Source organism: Halobacillus hunanensis (assembly GCF_900166655.1).
Lineage (GTDB): Bacteria > Bacillota > Bacilli > Bacillales > Halobacillaceae > Halobacillus_A > Halobacillus_A hunanensis.
Genome location: NZ_FVZB01000006.1, coordinates 485,973 through 504,148 on the forward strand (window position 1 = coordinate 485,973; position 18,176 = coordinate 504,148).

Sequence of the window (18,176 nt, forward strand, 5' to 3'; positions counted from 1 at the left end):
TGTAAGTGCTTACATTTTACCAGTAATGTTCAGTAAATTCAAAATTATGTAAAGGGGCTGGATGATGAGAAAACAAATGCTGACGACAAGTCCGCGCGGGATTCAGGAGGACTCCTTTCCGTTTCGATTGTATCAAAAGGCAAAGCGGTTAGGAGTATGGGACCCTCGCGATATCGATTTTAGCCAGGATAAAGAAGATTGGCAGACATTAACCAAACCGCAGCAACAATCTGTACTAAGATTGATCTCTCAATTCCAGGCGGGTGAGGAAGCTGTTACTTTGGATCTGCTGCCCGAGATGATGCTGATCGCTAAACAAGGCCGCATTGAAGAGGAAATGTACTTAACCACTTTCTTATTTGAGGAGGCCAAGCATACCGAGTTTTTCCGGATCGTATTGAACGTAATCGATGAACGAGACGACCTTTCTCATTTTCACACGGACACATATAAACAGATTTTTTATGAGATTTTACCCGAAGCTATGAATCGGCTTCGTACGGATGAATCACCTGAAGCACTTGCTGAGGCTGCTGTTGTGTATAACATGTTTGTCGAAGGGGTGCTGGCAGAGACCGGATATTGGTCCTTCTATCGAATGCTGGATTCATTCGGGAAAATGCCTGGACTCATGAAAGGGATCGAGTATTTAAAGCGGGATGAATCGAGACATATTGCTTATGGAACCTTTTTGCTGCAGCGGCTTGTAAGTGAACACCCACACTTATTTGATCATATCACACAGAAATTGAATGAACTTGCTCCGTTATCCTTGCAATTAAATCAGGAAGGCGCGGAACAATCCGCTTATGACACGCCGCTTGAGGAGACCGTTCAGTTTTCCCAGAATCAGTTATCCCTTCGTATTGAAAAAATAGCCCGGGCAAGAGGCAAAACCATTGAGGAGCTATATAAGGCGAAGGAAAATGTATAAGGGGTTAAACAAATAAACTAAAGCAGGTGATGAAATGGTAACATCAAACTTCGAATTTTCTGTCCGAACCGCCGTTCATAATGGTCCGGGTTGCCGTTCAAAGCTTCCTGATTTGATCAAAGGTCTAGGCGGGAAAAAAGTTGTTCTATTTACCGACCAAGGCTTAACAAAGGCGGGAATAACGGAAAAAGTTACAAAGTTAATTGAACAAGAGCCTGGAAATATTGAACTCGCAGGCGTTTTTGATGAAATTGTTCAGGATGCTAAGTCAACTGTGATTCATAAAGGTGTACAATTTTTCCAAGAAAACGATGGTGATGTTTTAGTAGCACTTGGAGGGGGCAGTGTGCTGGATACCGTTAAAGCAGTGAAGTGGATGCTTCATTATCAGTTTTCAGACATCCATGACGCCCTTGCCGGAAATACATTCGAAGCCTGGCCTCAGGCTCAGCCGATCCCCATCCCTCACGTAGCCATTCCAACTACAGCCGGTACGGGAGCTGAGGTATCGCCGATTTCTGTTGTGTTTAACGAAAAAACTGATTTGAAAATAAGCATCATTAACCCGTTTATAAATGCAGATTTAGCTCTCCTTGACCCGGAACTAACCGTTGGATTGCCAGCTGACATTACAGCCTTCACTGGATTCGACGCCTTAACGCATGCTATTGAAGCCTATTTCTCACCACAAGCCAACCCGATGACCGATGCTTATGCTTTACAATCGACAAGGATGATTAAAGACAATATTGCTGACGCTGTGTATGAAGGGGAAGACCTAGAAGCCAGAGGTAACATGCTTACGGCCAGCTGCATGGCGATCTCAGCCTTCAGTCTCTCCCTTAATGCGATCCCCGTACACAATCTCGCACATGCTTTAGGAGCAAGATACGGAATTCCACATGGCCTTGCTAATGCTGTCCTGCTCCCAAGTGTTATGGAAAATCTAGCTCCTATGTATCTGCCAAGAGTCAGAGATTTTGCAGAGATTCTTCAACTTGAAAATATCTCTGAATCTCCTAAACAATGCTTGCAACAAGTCACTACGTATATTCGCGACCTTAGAAACCATATCGGGCTTGCCAGCACGTTTGAAGGCGTAAACATAGACTTGAAGGAGATGGAGTCAATCGTTACAGCTGTCCAATCAGATCCTGCTGGAATCGCCTTCCGCATCCCGGAGGATAGTATTAGGGAGATTGTGAAAGAAGTAGCGGGTTCGGGGGTGAAGTCGTAGCTGCTGTTTATAATGTTAGCATAAAAAAGGCTCAAATCTCGTGACTCGGGGATTTGAGCCTTTTCTATTTTAATTAGCGGAAGTGGGGAATCTACTAGGGGAGAACCTTAGCGAGTTAGGTCCGAATCCGTTGGTCTTTGGGACGAACCTTAATTTGTTAGGGGAGAATCTTCTTGGACCCGGGCCGAATCATTTATGTTGTGGGGAGAATCGACTGGATCAATGGCCGAATCCATCAACCATTATAATCAAAAAGCCAACCGATGCTTAGATGAAACATCGGTTGGCTTTTCTAACATTCTACTGTTCCATTTCAATCGGTACAATTTCACCGTCTTCTACAGCGGCCACTCTTGAATCAGTTATAAATCCGCCATCTTCTCCAATTCCCTCAATCGTGTAAACTTGCTTCTCTTTTGGTAATTGTTTAATCCCTTCTTCCATATGCTCACGAATCGCTTTGGCATCCTCTACGGTACCCGCTGCTTTCATCGCTTCCATAAAAATGTAAGTCGCAATGTAATGGAAACCTGCCTCTGACCCAGGGGTTTCACCGAATTTTTCTTTATACTTCTCAACAAATTCCGGGGTCCCCGGGTAATCAGCGTTGACGAGCGGCATAACGCCAATCGCACCTTCAAATGTTTCGTACGTTCCAGTCACACTCTTCATTTCATCGAGCTTCGCCTGGTCCATTATAATGAAGCCGCCATCAAAACCTAGTTTTCTAGCTTGTTCCGCCAGTTTTGCTGTTGGTTCAGATGGACCGCCGATGAATAAGACATCTGGCTCTTCTTTTAACGCGTTGGTCACCATCGTAAAGAAATCCGTATCCTTAGAAAAATCAACAGAAGAATTGTACACGACTTCACCACCTTGCTCTTTCCAATAAGGCAGCAACGTTTCCGTCCAATCTTTTCCGTACTGCGAGGCTGTCGGCAAGGCAGCTAGCTTCTTGCCAAACCGTTCCATCGAATAGTTCGTGAACGGTTCCATATATCCATCATAGCGAGGAGGGATCCTTACAGTCAGAGAATTCCCCGTCTCGGTAATAGCCGGTTCACTCGTGTAGGCTCCAATTATAAATTCCTCTCTTTCATTGAATACTTGCATCGCCTTCACCCCACCGCTGTGCGGAGTAAAAATAATAGGAGTTTGGCTTTCCTGAATTAAGCGTTTCGCGTTGGCAGCTGTCTCGTTCGGTAAATATTTGTCATCAAGGGCTACCACGTTCATTTTATACGTCTGACCATTTACCTCGAAGCCACCGTTGTTATTAATTTCTTCCGCAGCCATCTGCATCCCATTTAACGTCCGTTCACCATAATAGGCCGCCGGACCGCTTAACGGGCCACTATAGCCAATGTTGACGACTTTTTCACCTTCTTCAGTTGATGGAGCTTCTGTATCCCCTTCACTACTCGCAGCATCGTTAGAAGGATTTTCAATACATCCTGCCAAAATAAACACAATCGCTAACAACATTAAAAACGCTAACAATCTGAGCTTTTGCACATTGATTTCCCCCTCAATAAGTGGTGTGAATGTCAAGAAATCTATCGTCAGGCACCGATATATGCCTTTCGAACTTCATCATTAGTGAGTAACTCTTGGGATGTCCCTTGAACAACGATCGATCCACTTTCAAACACATAACCTCGATCGGCAATTCGTAAAGCAGCGTTGGCATTTTGTTCAGCTAACAGAACCGTCGTACCCTCTTGATTGATCTTTTCAATCACATCAAACATTTGCTCCACAATCAGGGGAGCCAGTCCAATCGAAGGCTCATCTAACAGAATGAGTTTCGGCATCGACATTAATGACCGTCCGATTGCGAGCATTTGCTGTTGCCCCCCACTTAACGAACCGGCAGCGTTCTCTTTTTTTTCGTGCAAAATTGGAAATAATTCGTACACATGCTGCAAGGATTGTTTGACTGCTTGTTTCTTTTTCCGGTGCACGTACGCTCCCATTATCAAGTTCTCGTAAACTGTCATTCTTGGAAAAAGCTTTCGGTCTTCAGCACATTGAACGATACCGGCCTGGACGATTCGTTCGGGAGATTTCCCCCCAATGGCACTTCCCTCAAATTCAATGCCTCCTGTGCTAGGCTTCTCAAGGCCGCTGATCGCTTTAAATGTCGTGCTTTTTCCGGCACCATTTGACCCTAGTAAAACGACCAGTTCACCCTTATCGACTTCTATATCCACCTCCTGGATCGCTGCGTAACTGCCATACTTAACAGAAAGTCCTGAGAGTTTAAGCACTCGCATCCCCTCCTAAATACGCTTCGATCACAGCCTGATTACTCATAATCTCCTCAGCTGTACCTTCTGCGATCTTTTCCCCGTAATTCAGCACCATAATGTGATCGGCCAGTTTCATAATCATTTTCATCTTGTGTTCGATCAAACATACCGTGATGCCTTGTGCTGCTATCTTGTTCATCAATTCCGCAAGCCCCTCTGTTTCCTCGGGATTGATCCCGGCAGCCGGTTCATCAAGAAACACCACTTCCGGATCAGTTGCGAGGGCAAGGGCAAAAGCTACCCGCTTTTTTTCCTCCTGTGTAATGCTGCCAGCCAGTTGATCGGCGACCGGCGTTAAACCTACAAACTCAAGTACTTCCATGGCCTTCTCGCGACACTTCTGTTCTTCTCGTCTAAAACGTTTCGTCCGTAAAATCGCATCGAACAAGGTTGAGTTTGTTCGTAAACGGTGACCTACAATTACGTTATCAAGCACCGTTGACTGTTCGAATAAATGGGTTGTTTGAAACGTTCGAGCAATCCCAAGCTCAGCAATTTTATTGGGGGGAAGTTTCGTAATATCTTTATCCTTATAGAAAACCTGTCCCGAGCTAGGCGGGTGTGTTCCGCTAATCAAATTAAAAAAAGTGGACTTCCCTGCCCCGTTCGGACCTATGATCGCATTAATTTTCCCTTGTTCAATTGTAAAATCAACCTGATTTACGGCGACCAACCCGCCAAATTGCTTTGTTAATTGTTTTGTTTCCAGGAACAAAATTATCCCTCCTTCACCTTTTTCTCAGACGTTTGCGAGTGAACATAGGCACCTTTCCCATTTTTGCGCTGCTTGGGAGGCGTTTGTTTCTTTTTACTAGACAGTTTCGCTATCCAGTCTTGAAGAGCTCCCGCGATTCCTCTCGGGTAAAAGATGATTAAGAGTGTTAGAAGAGGGCCGAAGATCAGCATTCGGTAATCCTGCAGAAATTGCAGGGACTGGGATACGGTGACCACTAAAAATGTCCCGACAATTGGACCTGCGAGTGTACCGATGCCTCCCACAAGCAAATAGGTCAGCAAATCAAAGATAACCGTAATGTAGGCGATGTCCGGGCCGAGAAATCGGATAAATGACGCATACAAAGCCCCGGAAAGCCCCGCGAAAAAAGTAGACAGCACAAAGGCCAGCAGCTTAGCTTTCATCGTTGAAATTCCGATCGTCTGAGCTAGTTCTTCACTATTTCGAATTGCGATAAAGGTTCGTCCAGAGAGTGAATGAATAATTCGGTACATGACAAAGATGGTTAGTAAAAGAAAAAATAGGATGAGATAGTATTGTGAGAGTGGATTCTGGAAGGAAATTGGGCCAATGTTTGCAGGTGCAGGAATACCAATCAATCCGCGTACTCCTCCTGTTAAGCCGTCCCATTTGTCGATGACAAGATAAATAATGTACCCGACACATAGTGTATAAATGGCAAAGAAGTGTTCTCTCGTCCTTAAAGCTACAAGGCCAACTAAAAAACCGATCGCGCTCGTAATCACACAAGCTAATACGAAAGCCAGCCAGTAACTGAGTCCAGCTTTAACGGTTAACAATCCTAACGAGTAGGCACCGATGGCAAAGAACCCAGCCTGGGCTAATGATAAATAACCCGTATATCCTGCAAGCAGATTCAGTCCATAAACGGCGATCATCCAAATGAAAGCAAGCGTCAGGATATGAAGCATATAGAGGTTCGAGGTGATAAACGGAAACACACACGCCGCGACAATCAGCCCGACGACTGTGATTCGTTTTCCGAGAAGTGACGTCATCAGAATCCCTCCCTGGAAAATAACCCTTTAGGCTTGAAAGATAAAATCACAACTAACAGTACGAAAGCAATGATGTCACTATATTCACCCGAAATATACGTAGCCCCAAGGCTTTCGCTAAACCCGATAATGTAACCACCGATAATCGCGCCAGGAATACTGCCCATCCCTCCGAGGATAATGATGACAAAAGCTTTTAGAATGACGAGATGTCCCATCCCAGGGAAGACGAGGTTAATAGGCGCAGACAAAGAAGCAGCAATAGCAGCCAAGCCTCCGGAGATCATAAATGTTAACATGGCGACTTTGTTTGTATTAATGCCTACCAGATGAGCACCTTCGCGATTTTGCGCCATTGCGATAATCGTCGAGCCGATAAAGGTTTTTTTCAAAAATAGGTATAGTAAAATCATGACAGAGATGGCTCCGACATTAATTAGAATTCGCTGCATCGTCAACGTTACACCGAACACATTGATCACTTGGCCATATGGGGTATCCATGGAGCGATAATCGGCTCCCCAAACGATCTGCGCCAATGCTTCGAGAAACAGCAGTATCCCGATGGCAGCAATTTTGTCATGAATGGGAGGGGCGTTGCGTAACGGGTGAAACACTAATCGATCCATTAGAACACCAAGTAATCCAACGATGAGTACGGAAATCGCAATCGCCAGCCAGTAATGAAATCCCCATAGCAGCATTGTGGTTAAGGTGACATAAGCTCCAAGCATATATAATGCTCCATGAGCAAAGTTTGGAATGTGAAGAATTCCATACACGAGCGTTAACCCTAATGCAACGAGACTGTAAACACTTCCAATCGTTAACCCATTAAATAATTGCTGGATTAAAATATCCATACAGCTTTCCCCCTTTCTTGAGTAGAGAAAGGCCAGAGTTAGTCGAGGCTGGGACATAACTAAACTTCTTGAATGAAAAGACGAACGGTGTGCTGTTTAGCAAAGAAAATATACGTAGACTCCTGCGGGAGGAAAGGCCTAGGCTAGACCCCGAAGTGCGCCAGCACAAGGAGGCTCAACAGCCGCCCGCGGAAACCGAAGTATATTTTCGTAGCATGTTATGTGAATAATTCATAGTTCGGATTTTCATTTAATAAAAAACATTTTTGTTCCAGCTTCCTCTGACCTTATATAAAAAACATGCGAGCCTCTTATTTATTCAACTTTCCAACCTTGTCCTGCTCCTGTTCCTGCAGCTTACGCCAAAGAATTTTGCCACTGTTTGTCGTAGGAAATTCATTTTTAAACTCAACGAGCCGCGGGTATTTGTAAGCAGCCATATGCTGCTTGGCCCATTCAATTATGTCTGTTTCAGATACCTGTCCTTCAAACTGCTCATGCAAAATGACAAAAGCTTTAATGTTCTCTCCTTTGCGCGGATCAGGAACGCCGACCACACATGCTTGCTTAATCGCTTCATGGTCATACAGCAGCGATTCCACTTCGGTCGGCCAGACGTTATAGCCTGAAGCATTGATCATTCGTTTGACTCGATCAACCATGAAGTAGTAACCCTCATCATCGACACGCCCAATATCGCCTGTTCGAAAAAACGACTTTCCATCGATTTCAATAAATGCACTTGCGTTTTCGTCCTCCCGATTGTAGTAGCCGACCATGATTTGCGGACCATGGACAACAATTTCCCCGATTTCACCAGTGGCGACTTCCTCCTGTGTAGCCGGCTCAATAATTCGGGAATCAACATCAAAAGAGGGAATCCCTAAGCATTGCATTTTTGGGCGATCAGGTGGATTAAAGTGCGTTTGCGCAATCGTCTCCGACAGACCGTACCCTTCTGCAAACTCCAATCCGGTTAAGTGGTAAAGTTTTTCTCCAATCGCTTTCGGGACCGCTGCTCCTCCACCAGAAATGCCCTGCAAGGAAGTTAAATCATCAGACTTCACATCAGGATTGGCGAGAAAATCGATCAACATCGTACTAATCGTTACCCAGTGGGTACATTGCTGCTCTTTGATCAATTTTCGGGCTGTTTCACGATCCCACCGCGTCATTAGCACGATCGTACTGCCTGCAAAAATCGGCATATGCATGCTGTGGACCATTCCCGTTACATGAAATAGAGGCAGTGTGGCCAGACTTTTAGAACGAGTCGTCGAACGTGACCAGTAAAATGCGCCTACAGTATTGGCCTGAACGGTTCGGCTCGTATGCATACAACCCTTTGGAAGCCCGGTGGTGCCCGACGTATAAGGAAGCACAGCCAAATCATCTGCTTCGGAACTAAGTTCTCCTGGTTGAATTCCTTGCTGGATAATCTCCTTCCACAAATGGTACTCATGCTCGAACGTTTGTCTTTTAGCAGCGACTTCAGCTGGCAGATCTCCGTCAAACTGACCTGCATAATCCGAATACGCGGCCAGCACGACATGCTGCAGTGCAGTCGTTTCGAGTAGCGGCTGAACTTCTTCGATCAGCTCCTGACCAACCAGACCAGTTGTCATGGCACAATCCTTCACATAGAATTCCAGTTCGTTTGCCTTCAGCATAGGATTGATCGGCACCACGACGGCTCCAGATCGCAGGATCGCATAATAGCTAATCACGAACTGTGGTGAATTTTGCATGTACAGTAGAACCTTCTCACCTTTAGTAACCTGCAAATCCTGCTGCAAATATCCTGCCAAGGCATCTACTTCTTCTATCAACTGATGGTAGGTTAAAGTATTGCCATAGTAATAAATCGCCTCATGATTAGGATAGCGATGTGCAGAAACTCTGAGATTATCATAAAGCGAAGTTTCAGGAATCGTGATCGACTTCGTTAACTTTGGCCAGAATTCAAAGTGGCTAGTCTGCATGAGATCTCTCCTTTATTGATAGAATCACGACCTTGTAACCGCTATCATTTTAGAATATAACCAATATTCAGTTAATTTATGAGATAATTTTATTCGTTTTTACTTAATCAGCCAGCCCCCATCTACTAACAGATCTGATCCTGTCATATAAGAAGCTTCCCTCGAAGCCGCGAACGCAATAACGCTGGCAATTTCCTCCGGCTTTCCCACCCGGCTTAAAGCTGTGTTGCGCTGAATCGCTTCCTCAAAGCGTTTGTTCTTCAGTCCTTCAGCGGTTAACGGCGTCTCTGCAAAACCCGGTGAAACTGAATTAACGCGGATTCCGTAAGGCGCAAATTCTAAGGCAAGAGATTTTGTAAAGTTAATCACAGCCGCTTTAGACGAGCTGTAATGAGGGATTTTCGCCCCTGCTTTATGCCCGGATAATGAAGCTACATTAACAATCGCACGGTTTTCCAGCTGTTCCGCTGCCTCACTGGCTTCGATCATCACCGGGCCGAGCACTTTCGATATGAGAAATACACTTTTCACATTGGTTTCCTGGATACGGTCCCATTCAGCAGCCTCCATATCTAAGATGGATGATTTCCCTGAAGAACCGGCATTGTTGACGACCACATGGAGATCTCCATACTCTTGTTTGATAAACATCCCAAGCTGCTGTACATCTGCTTCCTTTGTGACATCAGCTGGAAAGACTGCAGCAACAGGTTCCGTTACTGAACCGTTTATATTATCTGCAACTCGTTCCAGTTTCGAGCGAGTTCGTCCGACGAGAACTACCCTCGCTCCTTCATGTGCCAGTTGGATCGCTGTTTGTTCCCCGATGCCGCTCCCTGCACCAGTAACAACGGCGATGACGTCGTTAAATCTACTCATTAGTTCTCCTCCCTTCTTGATCTTAATGGGTAATGAGACGTCCCGTTAAAACCTCCCTGAGATTTTCAGGAATCGGTTCACTTTTTTGTTCATTATAATTAAAACAAACAATCGCCGCTTCTGCCTTAGCGATGACAACTCCACTATCTGCCGCTTTAATCTTGTGATTAAAGTGAAAACTTTTCGTCCCTATATGCGAAATCCACGTAGATACCTTCAATATTTGTCCGAAATACGCCTGATTCAGAAAGTCACACTTTGTGGAAGCGACAATGAATCGACCTAACGTTTCCGACTCATCCGGTAATACGTCATCAAAAAACTTACCGCGTGCTTCTTCTAAATAGATAAAGTAACTCGTATTGTTAACATGGCCGGCCGTATCCGTTTCACAAAATCTCACTCTAACCTCGATTTCATGATTCACTGCCTTTCCCCCTCGTTCCATAAGCTGACCAACCGGTTGGTATCCTAACTGCTCAAACACCCGCTTGGAACGTTTGCTCCGTTAATCAGCTTGATTGATTCCGTTTAAAATCATCTCCAAGTAAATCGTTGTTAATTCTTCCTCCGAGACGTCACCTTCCGGGTTGAACCAATAATAACTCCAGTTCGCCACACCTAGAATACCGCGGGTAATCATATTAGGGTTCAAGTCATGTTTAAATTCACCTTTACTGATCCCCTCTTCCACTACGGTTTGCAAGTTTTTGCGAAACTGATCGCGCTTTGTCATCGTCTGTTCGAGATACTCTGGCCCGAGATTTCTCATTTCACGAAAGAATATTCTGGCACTGCGTTTGCGATGCCTGATGCTGTGAATTAACATATACACGACGTCCCGCAGCTTCGTCCGGCTGTCTTTAGCCGTGTCGTGAATAATTTCTTCCTGCTTGCTTAACAAGTATTCTATAAAGTTAAGGTGGATATCTCTCAACAACTCTTGTTTACTTTTAAAATAGTAATAAAACGTTCCTTTCGTGACGCCAAGGTCATCGACAATATCTTGAATAGAAGTTTCTGTGAAGCCTTTTTTATCAAATAAATGGATACATGTATCGATTATTTTCTGTTTCATATCCCCTGTCCTCCCCACTTAGGAATGATACCAAATTATATCATACCTAAAGGACACTTAACTCACACCTTCTTGTCCTATTTGTCCCATTATCCTCGCTCAATAACCATAGCGATTCCCTGACCGCCGCCAATACAAGCTGTAATTAGAGCATAGCGTCCACCTGAACGCTGTAGTTCATAAACCGCCTTCGTTGTTAGGATCGCGCCTGTCGCGCCAAGCGGATGACCATGAGCAATTGCTCCGCCGTTTATATTCACCTTATGAATATTCATCTCAAGCTCGCGGTTACAGGCCAGCACCTGCCCAGCAAAAGCTTCATTGATTTCAATTACATCCATATCATCCAGCGTGAGCCCAGCCTTTTGTAAAACCTTTCTTGTCGCAGGTACAGGTCCGATTCCCATAATGTTCGGATCTACTCCGGAAACGGTACATTCCCTGACCGTTGCTAAAGGCGTTACGCCAAGTGCGTCAGCTTTTTCTCTGGATAGTATGGTTAAAGCAGAAGCAGCGTCATTTAAGCCAGAACTGTTACCAGCCGTTACTGTCCCAGCTTCAAGAAATGCCGGCCGAAGCATCGACAACCCATCAAGCGTCGTTTGCGGACGAGGGTGTTCATCTCTCCTGAAATCAACCGGAGAACTTTTTCGTACAGGTACACTGATCGGCACAATTTGTTCCTCAAAACGTCCCTCATTCATGGCATTCGCCATCCGCTGTTGACTTTGCATTGCAAATTCATCCTGTTCTTCGCGGCCAACTAAGTATTTTTCTGCTAGATTTTCCGCTGTAATTCCCATCGGCGGATCGCCTATTTCCTGCGGAGAAAGCTGTGATTTCCTAATCTTCGGAGGCACCGGACTGTATGCACGCTCCGGACGGTCCATTAAATAAGGGGCACGGCTCATGCTTTCAGTACCGCCCGCTATATAAACATCGCCTTCTCCAGCCTTGATGGCCTGAGCAGCTAGTTGAATCGCGTTTAATCCAGATCCACACTGACGGTCAACCGTCAAACCTGGCAAATTGATCGAAAGCCCCGTTTGCAAAGCAGATAATCTAGCAATATTTCCCCCGCCACTTAACACATTGCCAAAAATCACATCCTCGATCATTTCTGGAGACAGCCGGGCACGACTAACTGCTTCTTTGATCACCTCTGCCCCCAACACATGGGCCGGGATTGAAGCTAATGTTCCTCCTTGTCTGCCGATCGCTGTTCGAACGGCTGAGACAATGACAGCATCACGTTCCATTTATCTTCCACTCCTTTTTTGCAAAATCGACTCATCCTACATCGCATGAGAGCCGCCATCAATAATTACAACATCCCCGGTTATATGATCAGAGGCCGCTGAACTTAGAAAAACCGCAGCGCCTTTTATATCATCTTCCCCGCCAAATTTTCTTAATGGAGTCGCTTCAAGCATGGCGTCTCCACCTTGTTCGATTAACACTTTCGACATTTTTGTTGGGAAAAACCCGGGAGCAATCGCGTTAACATGGATGCCCCTTGGCCCCCATTTGACCGCTAAATCTTTCGTAAATGTCAGGATTGCCCCTTTACTAGAGTTATAGCCAATCGTATCCATGTACTTCGGATCAGAACCTTTCAGTCCAGCTACTGAAGCAATGTTGAGAATCTTGCCTGATCCTTGCTCAAGCATCACTTTTCCGACGGCTTGGGACATGAGGAAAGTTCCGGTTACATTGACATTGATGACCTTCTGCCATGCTTCTAAGGGCATCTCTTCAACAGGCGCGCCCCAGGTAGCTCCACTGTTATTCACTAAAATGTCGATGCGGCCAAACCGTTCCACGGCCTGCTCGACAACGTGCTGAATATCGTCTGTATTCGTGACGTCACATGATAAAGCAAGGGAATCAACGCCGTGCTTCTTCAAGTCTTCACTCACTTCCTGACATGCCTCAACCTTCCTCGAACAAACGACAACATTAGCTCCAGACTCAGCAAACCCTTCAGCAATCTGTTTTCCTAAACCTCTGCCGCCGCCTGTTACAATCGCCGTTTTTCCTTTCAAATTAAATAGCTCTTGTACATGCATGAACGTTCCTCCTGTTTAGTGATATTTTTTCAGTTCCGCTCGGGCAATCGCTCGGCGATGAACTTCATCCGGACCGTCCGCCAGTCGCAGTGTGCGGATATTCGCCCATTTGGCCGCTAACGAGTAGTCATCACTTACCCCTGCAGCTCCAAAAGCTTGAATGGCGCGGTCGATCACTTTCAAGGCCATATTTGGCGCTACCACTTTGATCATCGCGATTTCCGCTTTGGCTTCCTTGTTGCCCACCGTATCCATCATGTAAGCGGCTTTTAACGTTAGCAATCTAGCTTGCTCAATATCGATGCGAGAATCAGCAATCCATTCCCTGATTACACCTTGGTCAGCCAGTTTTTTGCCAAAAGTCTCCCGTTCCTTGACCCGCATGCATAGATCTTCGAGTGCACGCTCGGCAGCACCAATCGTTCGCATGCAATGATGAATGCGCCCCGGACCGAGCCTTCCTTGTGCGATTGCGAACCCTTTTCCTTCACCCCAAATCAGATTCTCAGCAGGAACTCGGACGTTGTCATAATCAATCTCAGCATGACCGTGCGGGGCGTGATCATACCCGAAAACGGGGAGCGTCCTTTTGATTGTGACGCCAGGAGTATCGAGCGGGACGAGAATCATAGATTGCTGCTCGTGCTTCGCGGCATCCGGGTCGTTTTTGCCCATTACGATGGCAATCTTACAGCGCGGATCTCCCGCCCCGGAGGACCACCATTTCGTGCCATTGACAACATACTCATCCCCATCGCGAATAATACTCGTCTTAATGTTCGTCGCATCTGAAGAAGCTACATCAGGTTCTGTCATGGAAAAACAAGAACGGATTTCTCCATCCAACAGCGGAGCCAGCCACTTCTCCTTCTGCTCCTTTGTGCCATACCGTTCCAACAGCTCCATATTGCCTGTATCAGGAGCTGCACAATTGAACACCTCAGGAGCAATACTCGAACGCCCCATAATTTCACATAACGGAGCATATTCAATGTTTGATAATCCACCCCCGGATTCGCTGTCTGGCAGAAATAAATTCCACAACCCCTGCTCCTTCGCTTTCTCCTTCAACTCTTCCATTATTGGCGGAACTTCGGAAAACCGTGCCTCTTGATTTAGCTGCTCTTCATACACCGACTCATTCGGATAAACGTATTCCTTCATAAACGTATTCAGCCGTTCCTGCAACTCTTGAACTTTTTCCGAGTATTCAAACTGCATAACGAACCTCCTTATGGTGGGCCACCTTTTATGTAGCGTATTTTTTATACTTTACGAAATGCTACACGTCCTTTAATAACATCCTTACCTTTTTGATTGGTGGCTGCAACGTTGAAACCTAATTGTTCTTCGTTGTTTTCAGCTAAAACAGCCTGTAGCGTGATTTCATCATTCAGAAAAACCATGCCTTTAAACCGGATCGTGTAATCCTCGATAAATCCTTCCTCATAAAAGGGGGTGAAAAGTTTAGATAGATTCCCCATCGTCCACATGCCGTGAGCAATAATTCCAGGCAAACCAGCCTTTTCTGCTTCCTCGTCGATCGTGTGAATCGGATTATAATCGCCAGATGCTCCAGCGTATTTAATTAAATCCAGCCGTGAAACCGGATCAAGCGTAACCGATTGCAGCGATTCGCCAACTTCAAGCTCTGTCAGCATACTCATACTTCCATCCCCTTTCGAACCGCCTCCGTAATAATGACAACCTGTTCCTCAGTAAAAATAACCTGCCCGTCGACGTCTTCTCCGTAACGTTTAATTTGCAAAAATCCCATTTCACCGCTTTTTCCATTTCGCTCATAGTAATCATTCACTTCCTGATAACAGTAAATGTCCTCACCCACGAGCAACGGCCTCTCATAATGATAGAGTTGTTCACCGTGAATCAACCCTTTTTTCGGCAAATTCAAGCCTTCGATAACTCCATAATCAAACACTCTTGGAAAAGTCGGCGGAGCAATATTAGCGCGATACCGCGATTGCTGCCCTGTTTCTTCACAAACGAAGATCGGGTGGGCATCGCCAATTGCCTCCGCAAACTTCTTTACAGCCCCTCTTTCGACCGTGTTTTTCATCTTACTAGAACGTTTTCCAATGCTATCCGTTAACATGTAACCACCTCGGTTTAGATTTGAGTACAAACGTTAATCTTTTGGACCCCCAGCTACATACAAGACTTGGCCATTTACAAAAGAAGACTTTTCATCCGCGTAAAACGCGACCGCATTTGCAATATCCTCAGGCTTTCCGCTTCTGCCGGCAGGGATTTTTTCAACGCTTGCTTTCACCAAATCTTCAAATGAAATGCCGATGCGGGCAGCTGTCTCTTTCGTCATATCCGTTTCAATAAATCCTGGAGCCACCGCGTTGACCGTGATCCCAAACTTGCCTAATTCAATCGCAAGTGTCTTTGTAAAGCCTTGCAATCCTGCTTTAGCTGTCGCATAGTTAGCCTGTCCGCGATTTCCAAGTGCTGAAGTGGAAGAAAGATTGATGATTCGTCCATATTTATTCTCGACCATATACCCCTGAGCCGCACGCGCTGCGTTAAACGATCCCTTCAGGTGTACATTCATCACGGTTTCCCAGTCTGAATCACTCATCTTAAACAACATATTATCACGGATAACACCGGCATTATTGACGAGAATATCAATTGACCCGAACCGCTCATATGCCCCTTTCATTGCGGCTTTCACCTCATCAAACTCGACCACATTGGCCACCTGAGCGAAGACCTCAACACCTTTTCCTTCAAGTTCATTCTTTGTTGCACTGAGCGCTTCCTCATTCACATCAATGATCGCTACCTTAGCGCCTTCTTCTGCAAAACGCTCCACAATTCCTTTTCCAATTCCGCGGCTTCCACCTGTTACAAATGCTACTTGGTTATCAAATCTGCCTGCCATCATTTATACCTCCTCGATATTCCTTACAAAAATTTTTTCTCTTACCCTATTTTTACATGTCCACGCAGTAGATTCCTAGAAATAATTAACCGCTGGATCTCATCGGTACCATCGTAAATTCTCCACAAACGTGCCTCCCGGTACCAGCGCTCAATCGGCAGCTCTCTAGTGTAGCCCATGCCGCCGTGAATTTGCAGTACGCGATCAACGACTCTATTGCCCATATTGGAACCATATAACTTAGCCATCGAAGCGGCGTGACGGTTGTCTTCACCTTGATCAAGCGTAAAAGCAGCATTCAGCACGAGCCATTTTGCCGCCTCAATTTCCACAGCTGAATCAGCAATCTGCCATTGAATCGCCTGCCTGGCCGCGATCGGCTTTCCAAACGTTTTGCGCTCATTCGCGTAGTCAATCGCCATGTTTAACAGCCGCTCCGCTGAGCCGACGGCACGTGCACCAACAATCCACCTGGCGAATCCAATCCACTCCAGCCCAAGGTCGTATCCGCCATTCACTTCCCCTAAAATATTCTCCTCCGGAACTCTGACATTATCGAAAACTAACCCCGCTGGCCCCCATTCTCCCATCGTATCGATATATTCAGACTTCCAGCCCATCGACCGATCCGCAATGAAACAAGTTACGCCTTTCCGACCACCCGAAGACTGGTGCAGCTCCTTATCCGTGATCGCAATCACCATCACGAAGTCAGCCTCGTTTCCGCCAGTGATAAAGGTTTTCTCACCATTTAACACCCACTCATTGCCATCTTTCACAGCAGTCATGCGGATATTTCTCGTATCCGAGCCAGCGTCCGGCTCTGTCATCGCAAAACAAGACTTTTTCTCCCCATTAATGGTCGGGAGGAGATATTTCTGCTTCTGCTCCTCGTTTCCATAATAGAGGATGTTATCTGCCGAACCGCCGAACTGGAACGGAACGAATGTCCTCGCCACTTCCATCTGCACAATCGCCAGCATCATCTGCCCAAGGTCAGCCCCGCCATATTCTTCCGGTGTATTGATCCCCCAGAACCCGGCTTCTTTCGCCTTCAGCTGCAGCTCCTGCATTTTCTCAGGCGAGAGACTCGGCTTGCCCTCACGCTCATTGCGAAGTACCTCGTTTTCTAAAGGGATTAATTCCTTTTCTACAAACTTCCTTATCGTTTCCTTCACCATTTGCTGTTCATCTGTTAACCGTAAATGCATATAAAAATCCCCATTCATAAGTATTTTTTATAAAAAAATGTAAGACCGAATTTTACATACCAACTGGTTAGTACGTCATGATTATATACTATTTTAAACTTTCAGAAAATACAACCCATAAATTCGTCTTATTATGTCGAGGAATAAGATTCAGTAATAGTTATGGTAGTTTCAAACACTAGAAATTAAGGTATATGAGAGTTTTTTCCTGTCCTATGCTCTAAAATTGATTTAATGAAATATCGTCTACCTTCCATTTGTTATGTTCCTTTATCATATCAACTCTTAAATAGGAACTGATACTGCTGGTAACATCACTTACAATAAACCTGTTTTTAAACGTAAAAAACAGGGACTGAGTAGTGCTTGTATGCATTCCATAGTAAACATTTAGATCACTTATATTCGACTTGACACCCTCTGTGTACTTTTGCTTCGATCCTTTGAAGCTTAACTCTTTCAGCAGATGGTCGGTTACATACTTGTCTACTCCGTTTTTTTCAGGGTGCTGGTTATATCCAAAATAAGAACGAATAAAACCTTCAGCTACAGAGATTGACTTTTGCTGAGGGGAAGTCATCTATGAAGTTTGCAAAGCCAGAGTTTCTTTTGTCGAGTTCAAGTCTTCTTGAAGTATGTTTATCTCTTCTTCAGCTTGTTTACGTTCACCTCTTAGACCCTGGTTGATTTGTACCACCACGAAAAGTAAGATCACTAGTATCCCTATAGTCACCAGCTGTAAAACTCTCATAATATCCCCCTATTCATAATACCAATGCTTACCGAAATTCTTCCTACTGTGCTATTTCACTCCTTTCCATTTGCGCATATTGAATCACCTGTTTCTAACAGAGAAGCATTATAGCATTTTACGCTAAAAAAACAAATTAACAACCTCGAAGGCTATCTAATGGAAACAACCATCAGTAAAAAAGGTTACCAGTC

Annotated in this window: 20 protein-coding genes; 2 read left to right on the top strand and 18 right to left on the bottom strand. The window is 45.2% G+C overall.

What is annotated here, in order from left to right; all coding sequences use genetic code 11:
• The first annotated feature begins 64 nt into the window (after positions 1-64).
• Both B5354_RS08045 and B5354_RS08050 read left to right on the top strand, forming a co-directional pair.
• Positions 65-934: a R2-like ligand-binding oxidase gene (locus tag B5354_RS08045; protein ID WP_079527631.1), complete on the top strand. Its 870-nt coding sequence runs from the start codon at positions 65-67 to the stop codon at positions 932-934.
• Between the two features lie 34 nt (positions 935-968).
• Positions 969-2,171 (top strand): iron-containing alcohol dehydrogenase, encoded by a 1,203-nt coding sequence (locus B5354_RS08050; protein ID WP_079527633.1) that lies wholly within the window; start codon positions 969-971, stop codon positions 2,169-2,171.
• 300 nt (positions 2,172-2,471) lie between these two features.
• Here B5354_RS08050 and B5354_RS08055 read toward each other — a convergent pair whose 3' ends face one another.
• The 18 genes from B5354_RS08055 to B5354_RS20450 form a co-directional block, all read right to left on the bottom strand.
• Positions 2,472-3,686 (bottom strand): ABC transporter substrate-binding protein, encoded by a 1,215-nt coding sequence (locus B5354_RS08055; protein WP_079527635.1) that lies wholly within the window; start codon positions 3,684-3,686, stop codon positions 2,472-2,474.
• Between the two features lie 47 nt (positions 3,687-3,733).
• A complete protein-coding gene (locus B5354_RS08060; protein ID WP_425432104.1) occupies positions 3,734-4,447 on the bottom strand; it encodes an ABC transporter ATP-binding protein in 714 nt (237 codons plus the stop codon).
• On the bottom strand, positions 4,434-5,198 hold the full coding sequence (locus B5354_RS08065) for an ABC transporter ATP-binding protein (RefSeq protein ID WP_079527639.1): 765 nt from the start codon (positions 5,196-5,198) through the stop codon (positions 4,434-4,436). Before B5354_RS08065 ends, B5354_RS08060 begins: the two co-directional genes overlap by 14 nt.
• A gap of 2 nt (positions 5,199-5,200) precedes the next feature.
• Complete coding sequence (locus tag B5354_RS08070) at positions 5,201-6,238, bottom strand: branched-chain amino acid ABC transporter permease (protein ID WP_079527641.1); 1,038 nt, start codon at positions 6,236-6,238, stop codon at positions 5,201-5,203.
• Positions 6,238-7,101 carry a branched-chain amino acid ABC transporter permease gene (locus B5354_RS08075; RefSeq protein ID WP_079527643.1) on the bottom strand — a complete coding sequence of 288 codons (864 nt, stop codon included), beginning with the start codon at positions 7,099-7,101 and terminating at the stop codon, positions 6,238-6,240. The genes B5354_RS08070 and B5354_RS08075 overlap by 1 nt, the downstream gene beginning before the upstream one ends.
• Positions 7,102-7,412: 311 nt before the next feature.
• Complete coding sequence (locus tag B5354_RS08080) at positions 7,413-9,083, bottom strand: long-chain fatty acid--CoA ligase (protein ID WP_079527645.1); 1,671 nt, start codon at positions 9,081-9,083, stop codon at positions 7,413-7,415.
• A gap of 99 nt (positions 9,084-9,182) precedes the next feature.
• Positions 9,183-9,962, bottom strand: coding sequence for an SDR family NAD(P)-dependent oxidoreductase (locus tag B5354_RS08085; protein ID WP_079527647.1), 780 nt, complete (start codon positions 9,960-9,962; stop codon positions 9,183-9,185).
• 22 nt (positions 9,963-9,984) lie between these two features.
• Positions 9,985-10,389 (bottom strand): acyl-CoA thioesterase, encoded by a 405-nt coding sequence (locus tag B5354_RS08090; protein ID WP_079527649.1) that lies wholly within the window; start codon positions 10,387-10,389, stop codon positions 9,985-9,987.
• Positions 10,390-10,470: 81 nt separating this feature from the next.
• Entirely contained in the window at positions 10,471-11,040 is a 570-nt protein-coding gene (locus tag B5354_RS08095) for a TetR/AcrR family transcriptional regulator (RefSeq protein WP_079527651.1), read from the bottom strand.
• A gap of 89 nt (positions 11,041-11,129) precedes the next feature.
• Positions 11,130-12,299 (bottom strand): thiolase family protein, encoded by a 1,170-nt coding sequence (locus tag B5354_RS08100; protein ID WP_079527653.1) that lies wholly within the window; start codon positions 12,297-12,299, stop codon positions 11,130-11,132.
• Between the two features lie 36 nt (positions 12,300-12,335).
• Positions 12,336-13,109 (bottom strand): SDR family oxidoreductase, encoded by a 774-nt coding sequence (locus B5354_RS08105; RefSeq protein WP_079527655.1) that lies wholly within the window; start codon positions 13,107-13,109, stop codon positions 12,336-12,338.
• 15 nt (positions 13,110-13,124) lie between these two features.
• The gene (locus B5354_RS08110) at positions 13,125-14,330 is read right to left on the bottom strand and encodes an acyl-CoA dehydrogenase (protein WP_079527657.1); all 1,206 of its coding nucleotides are present in this window, start codon (positions 14,328-14,330) and stop codon (positions 13,125-13,127) included.
• Positions 14,331-14,374: 44 nt separating this feature from the next.
• Entirely contained in the window at positions 14,375-14,776 is a 402-nt protein-coding gene (locus B5354_RS08115) for a MaoC/PaaZ C-terminal domain-containing protein (protein ID WP_079527659.1), read from the bottom strand.
• The gene (locus B5354_RS08120) at positions 14,773-15,222 is read right to left on the bottom strand and encodes a MaoC family dehydratase N-terminal domain-containing protein (protein WP_079527661.1); all 450 of its coding nucleotides are present in this window, start codon (positions 15,220-15,222) and stop codon (positions 14,773-14,775) included. The genes B5354_RS08115 and B5354_RS08120 overlap by 4 nt, the downstream gene beginning before the upstream one ends.
• A 33-nt stretch (positions 15,223-15,255) precedes the next feature.
• Positions 15,256-16,020, bottom strand: coding sequence for a 3-oxoacyl-ACP reductase FabG (gene fabG / locus B5354_RS08125; protein WP_079527663.1), 765 nt, complete (start codon positions 16,018-16,020; stop codon positions 15,256-15,258).
• Positions 16,021-16,061: 41 nt separating this feature from the next.
• The gene (locus B5354_RS08130) at positions 16,062-17,231 is read right to left on the bottom strand and encodes an acyl-CoA dehydrogenase family protein (protein ID WP_079527665.1); all 1,170 of its coding nucleotides are present in this window, start codon (positions 17,229-17,231) and stop codon (positions 16,062-16,064) included.
• A 220-nt stretch (positions 17,232-17,451) separates the two neighbouring features.
• Positions 17,452-17,811 carry a hypothetical protein gene (locus tag B5354_RS08135; RefSeq protein WP_079527667.1) on the bottom strand — a complete coding sequence of 120 codons (360 nt, stop codon included), beginning with the start codon at positions 17,809-17,811 and terminating at the stop codon, positions 17,452-17,454.
• Positions 17,812-17,982 (bottom strand): hypothetical protein, encoded by a 171-nt coding sequence (locus tag B5354_RS20450; RefSeq protein WP_176142435.1) that lies wholly within the window; start codon positions 17,980-17,982, stop codon positions 17,812-17,814.
• Positions 17,983-18,176: the final 194 nt, after the last annotated feature.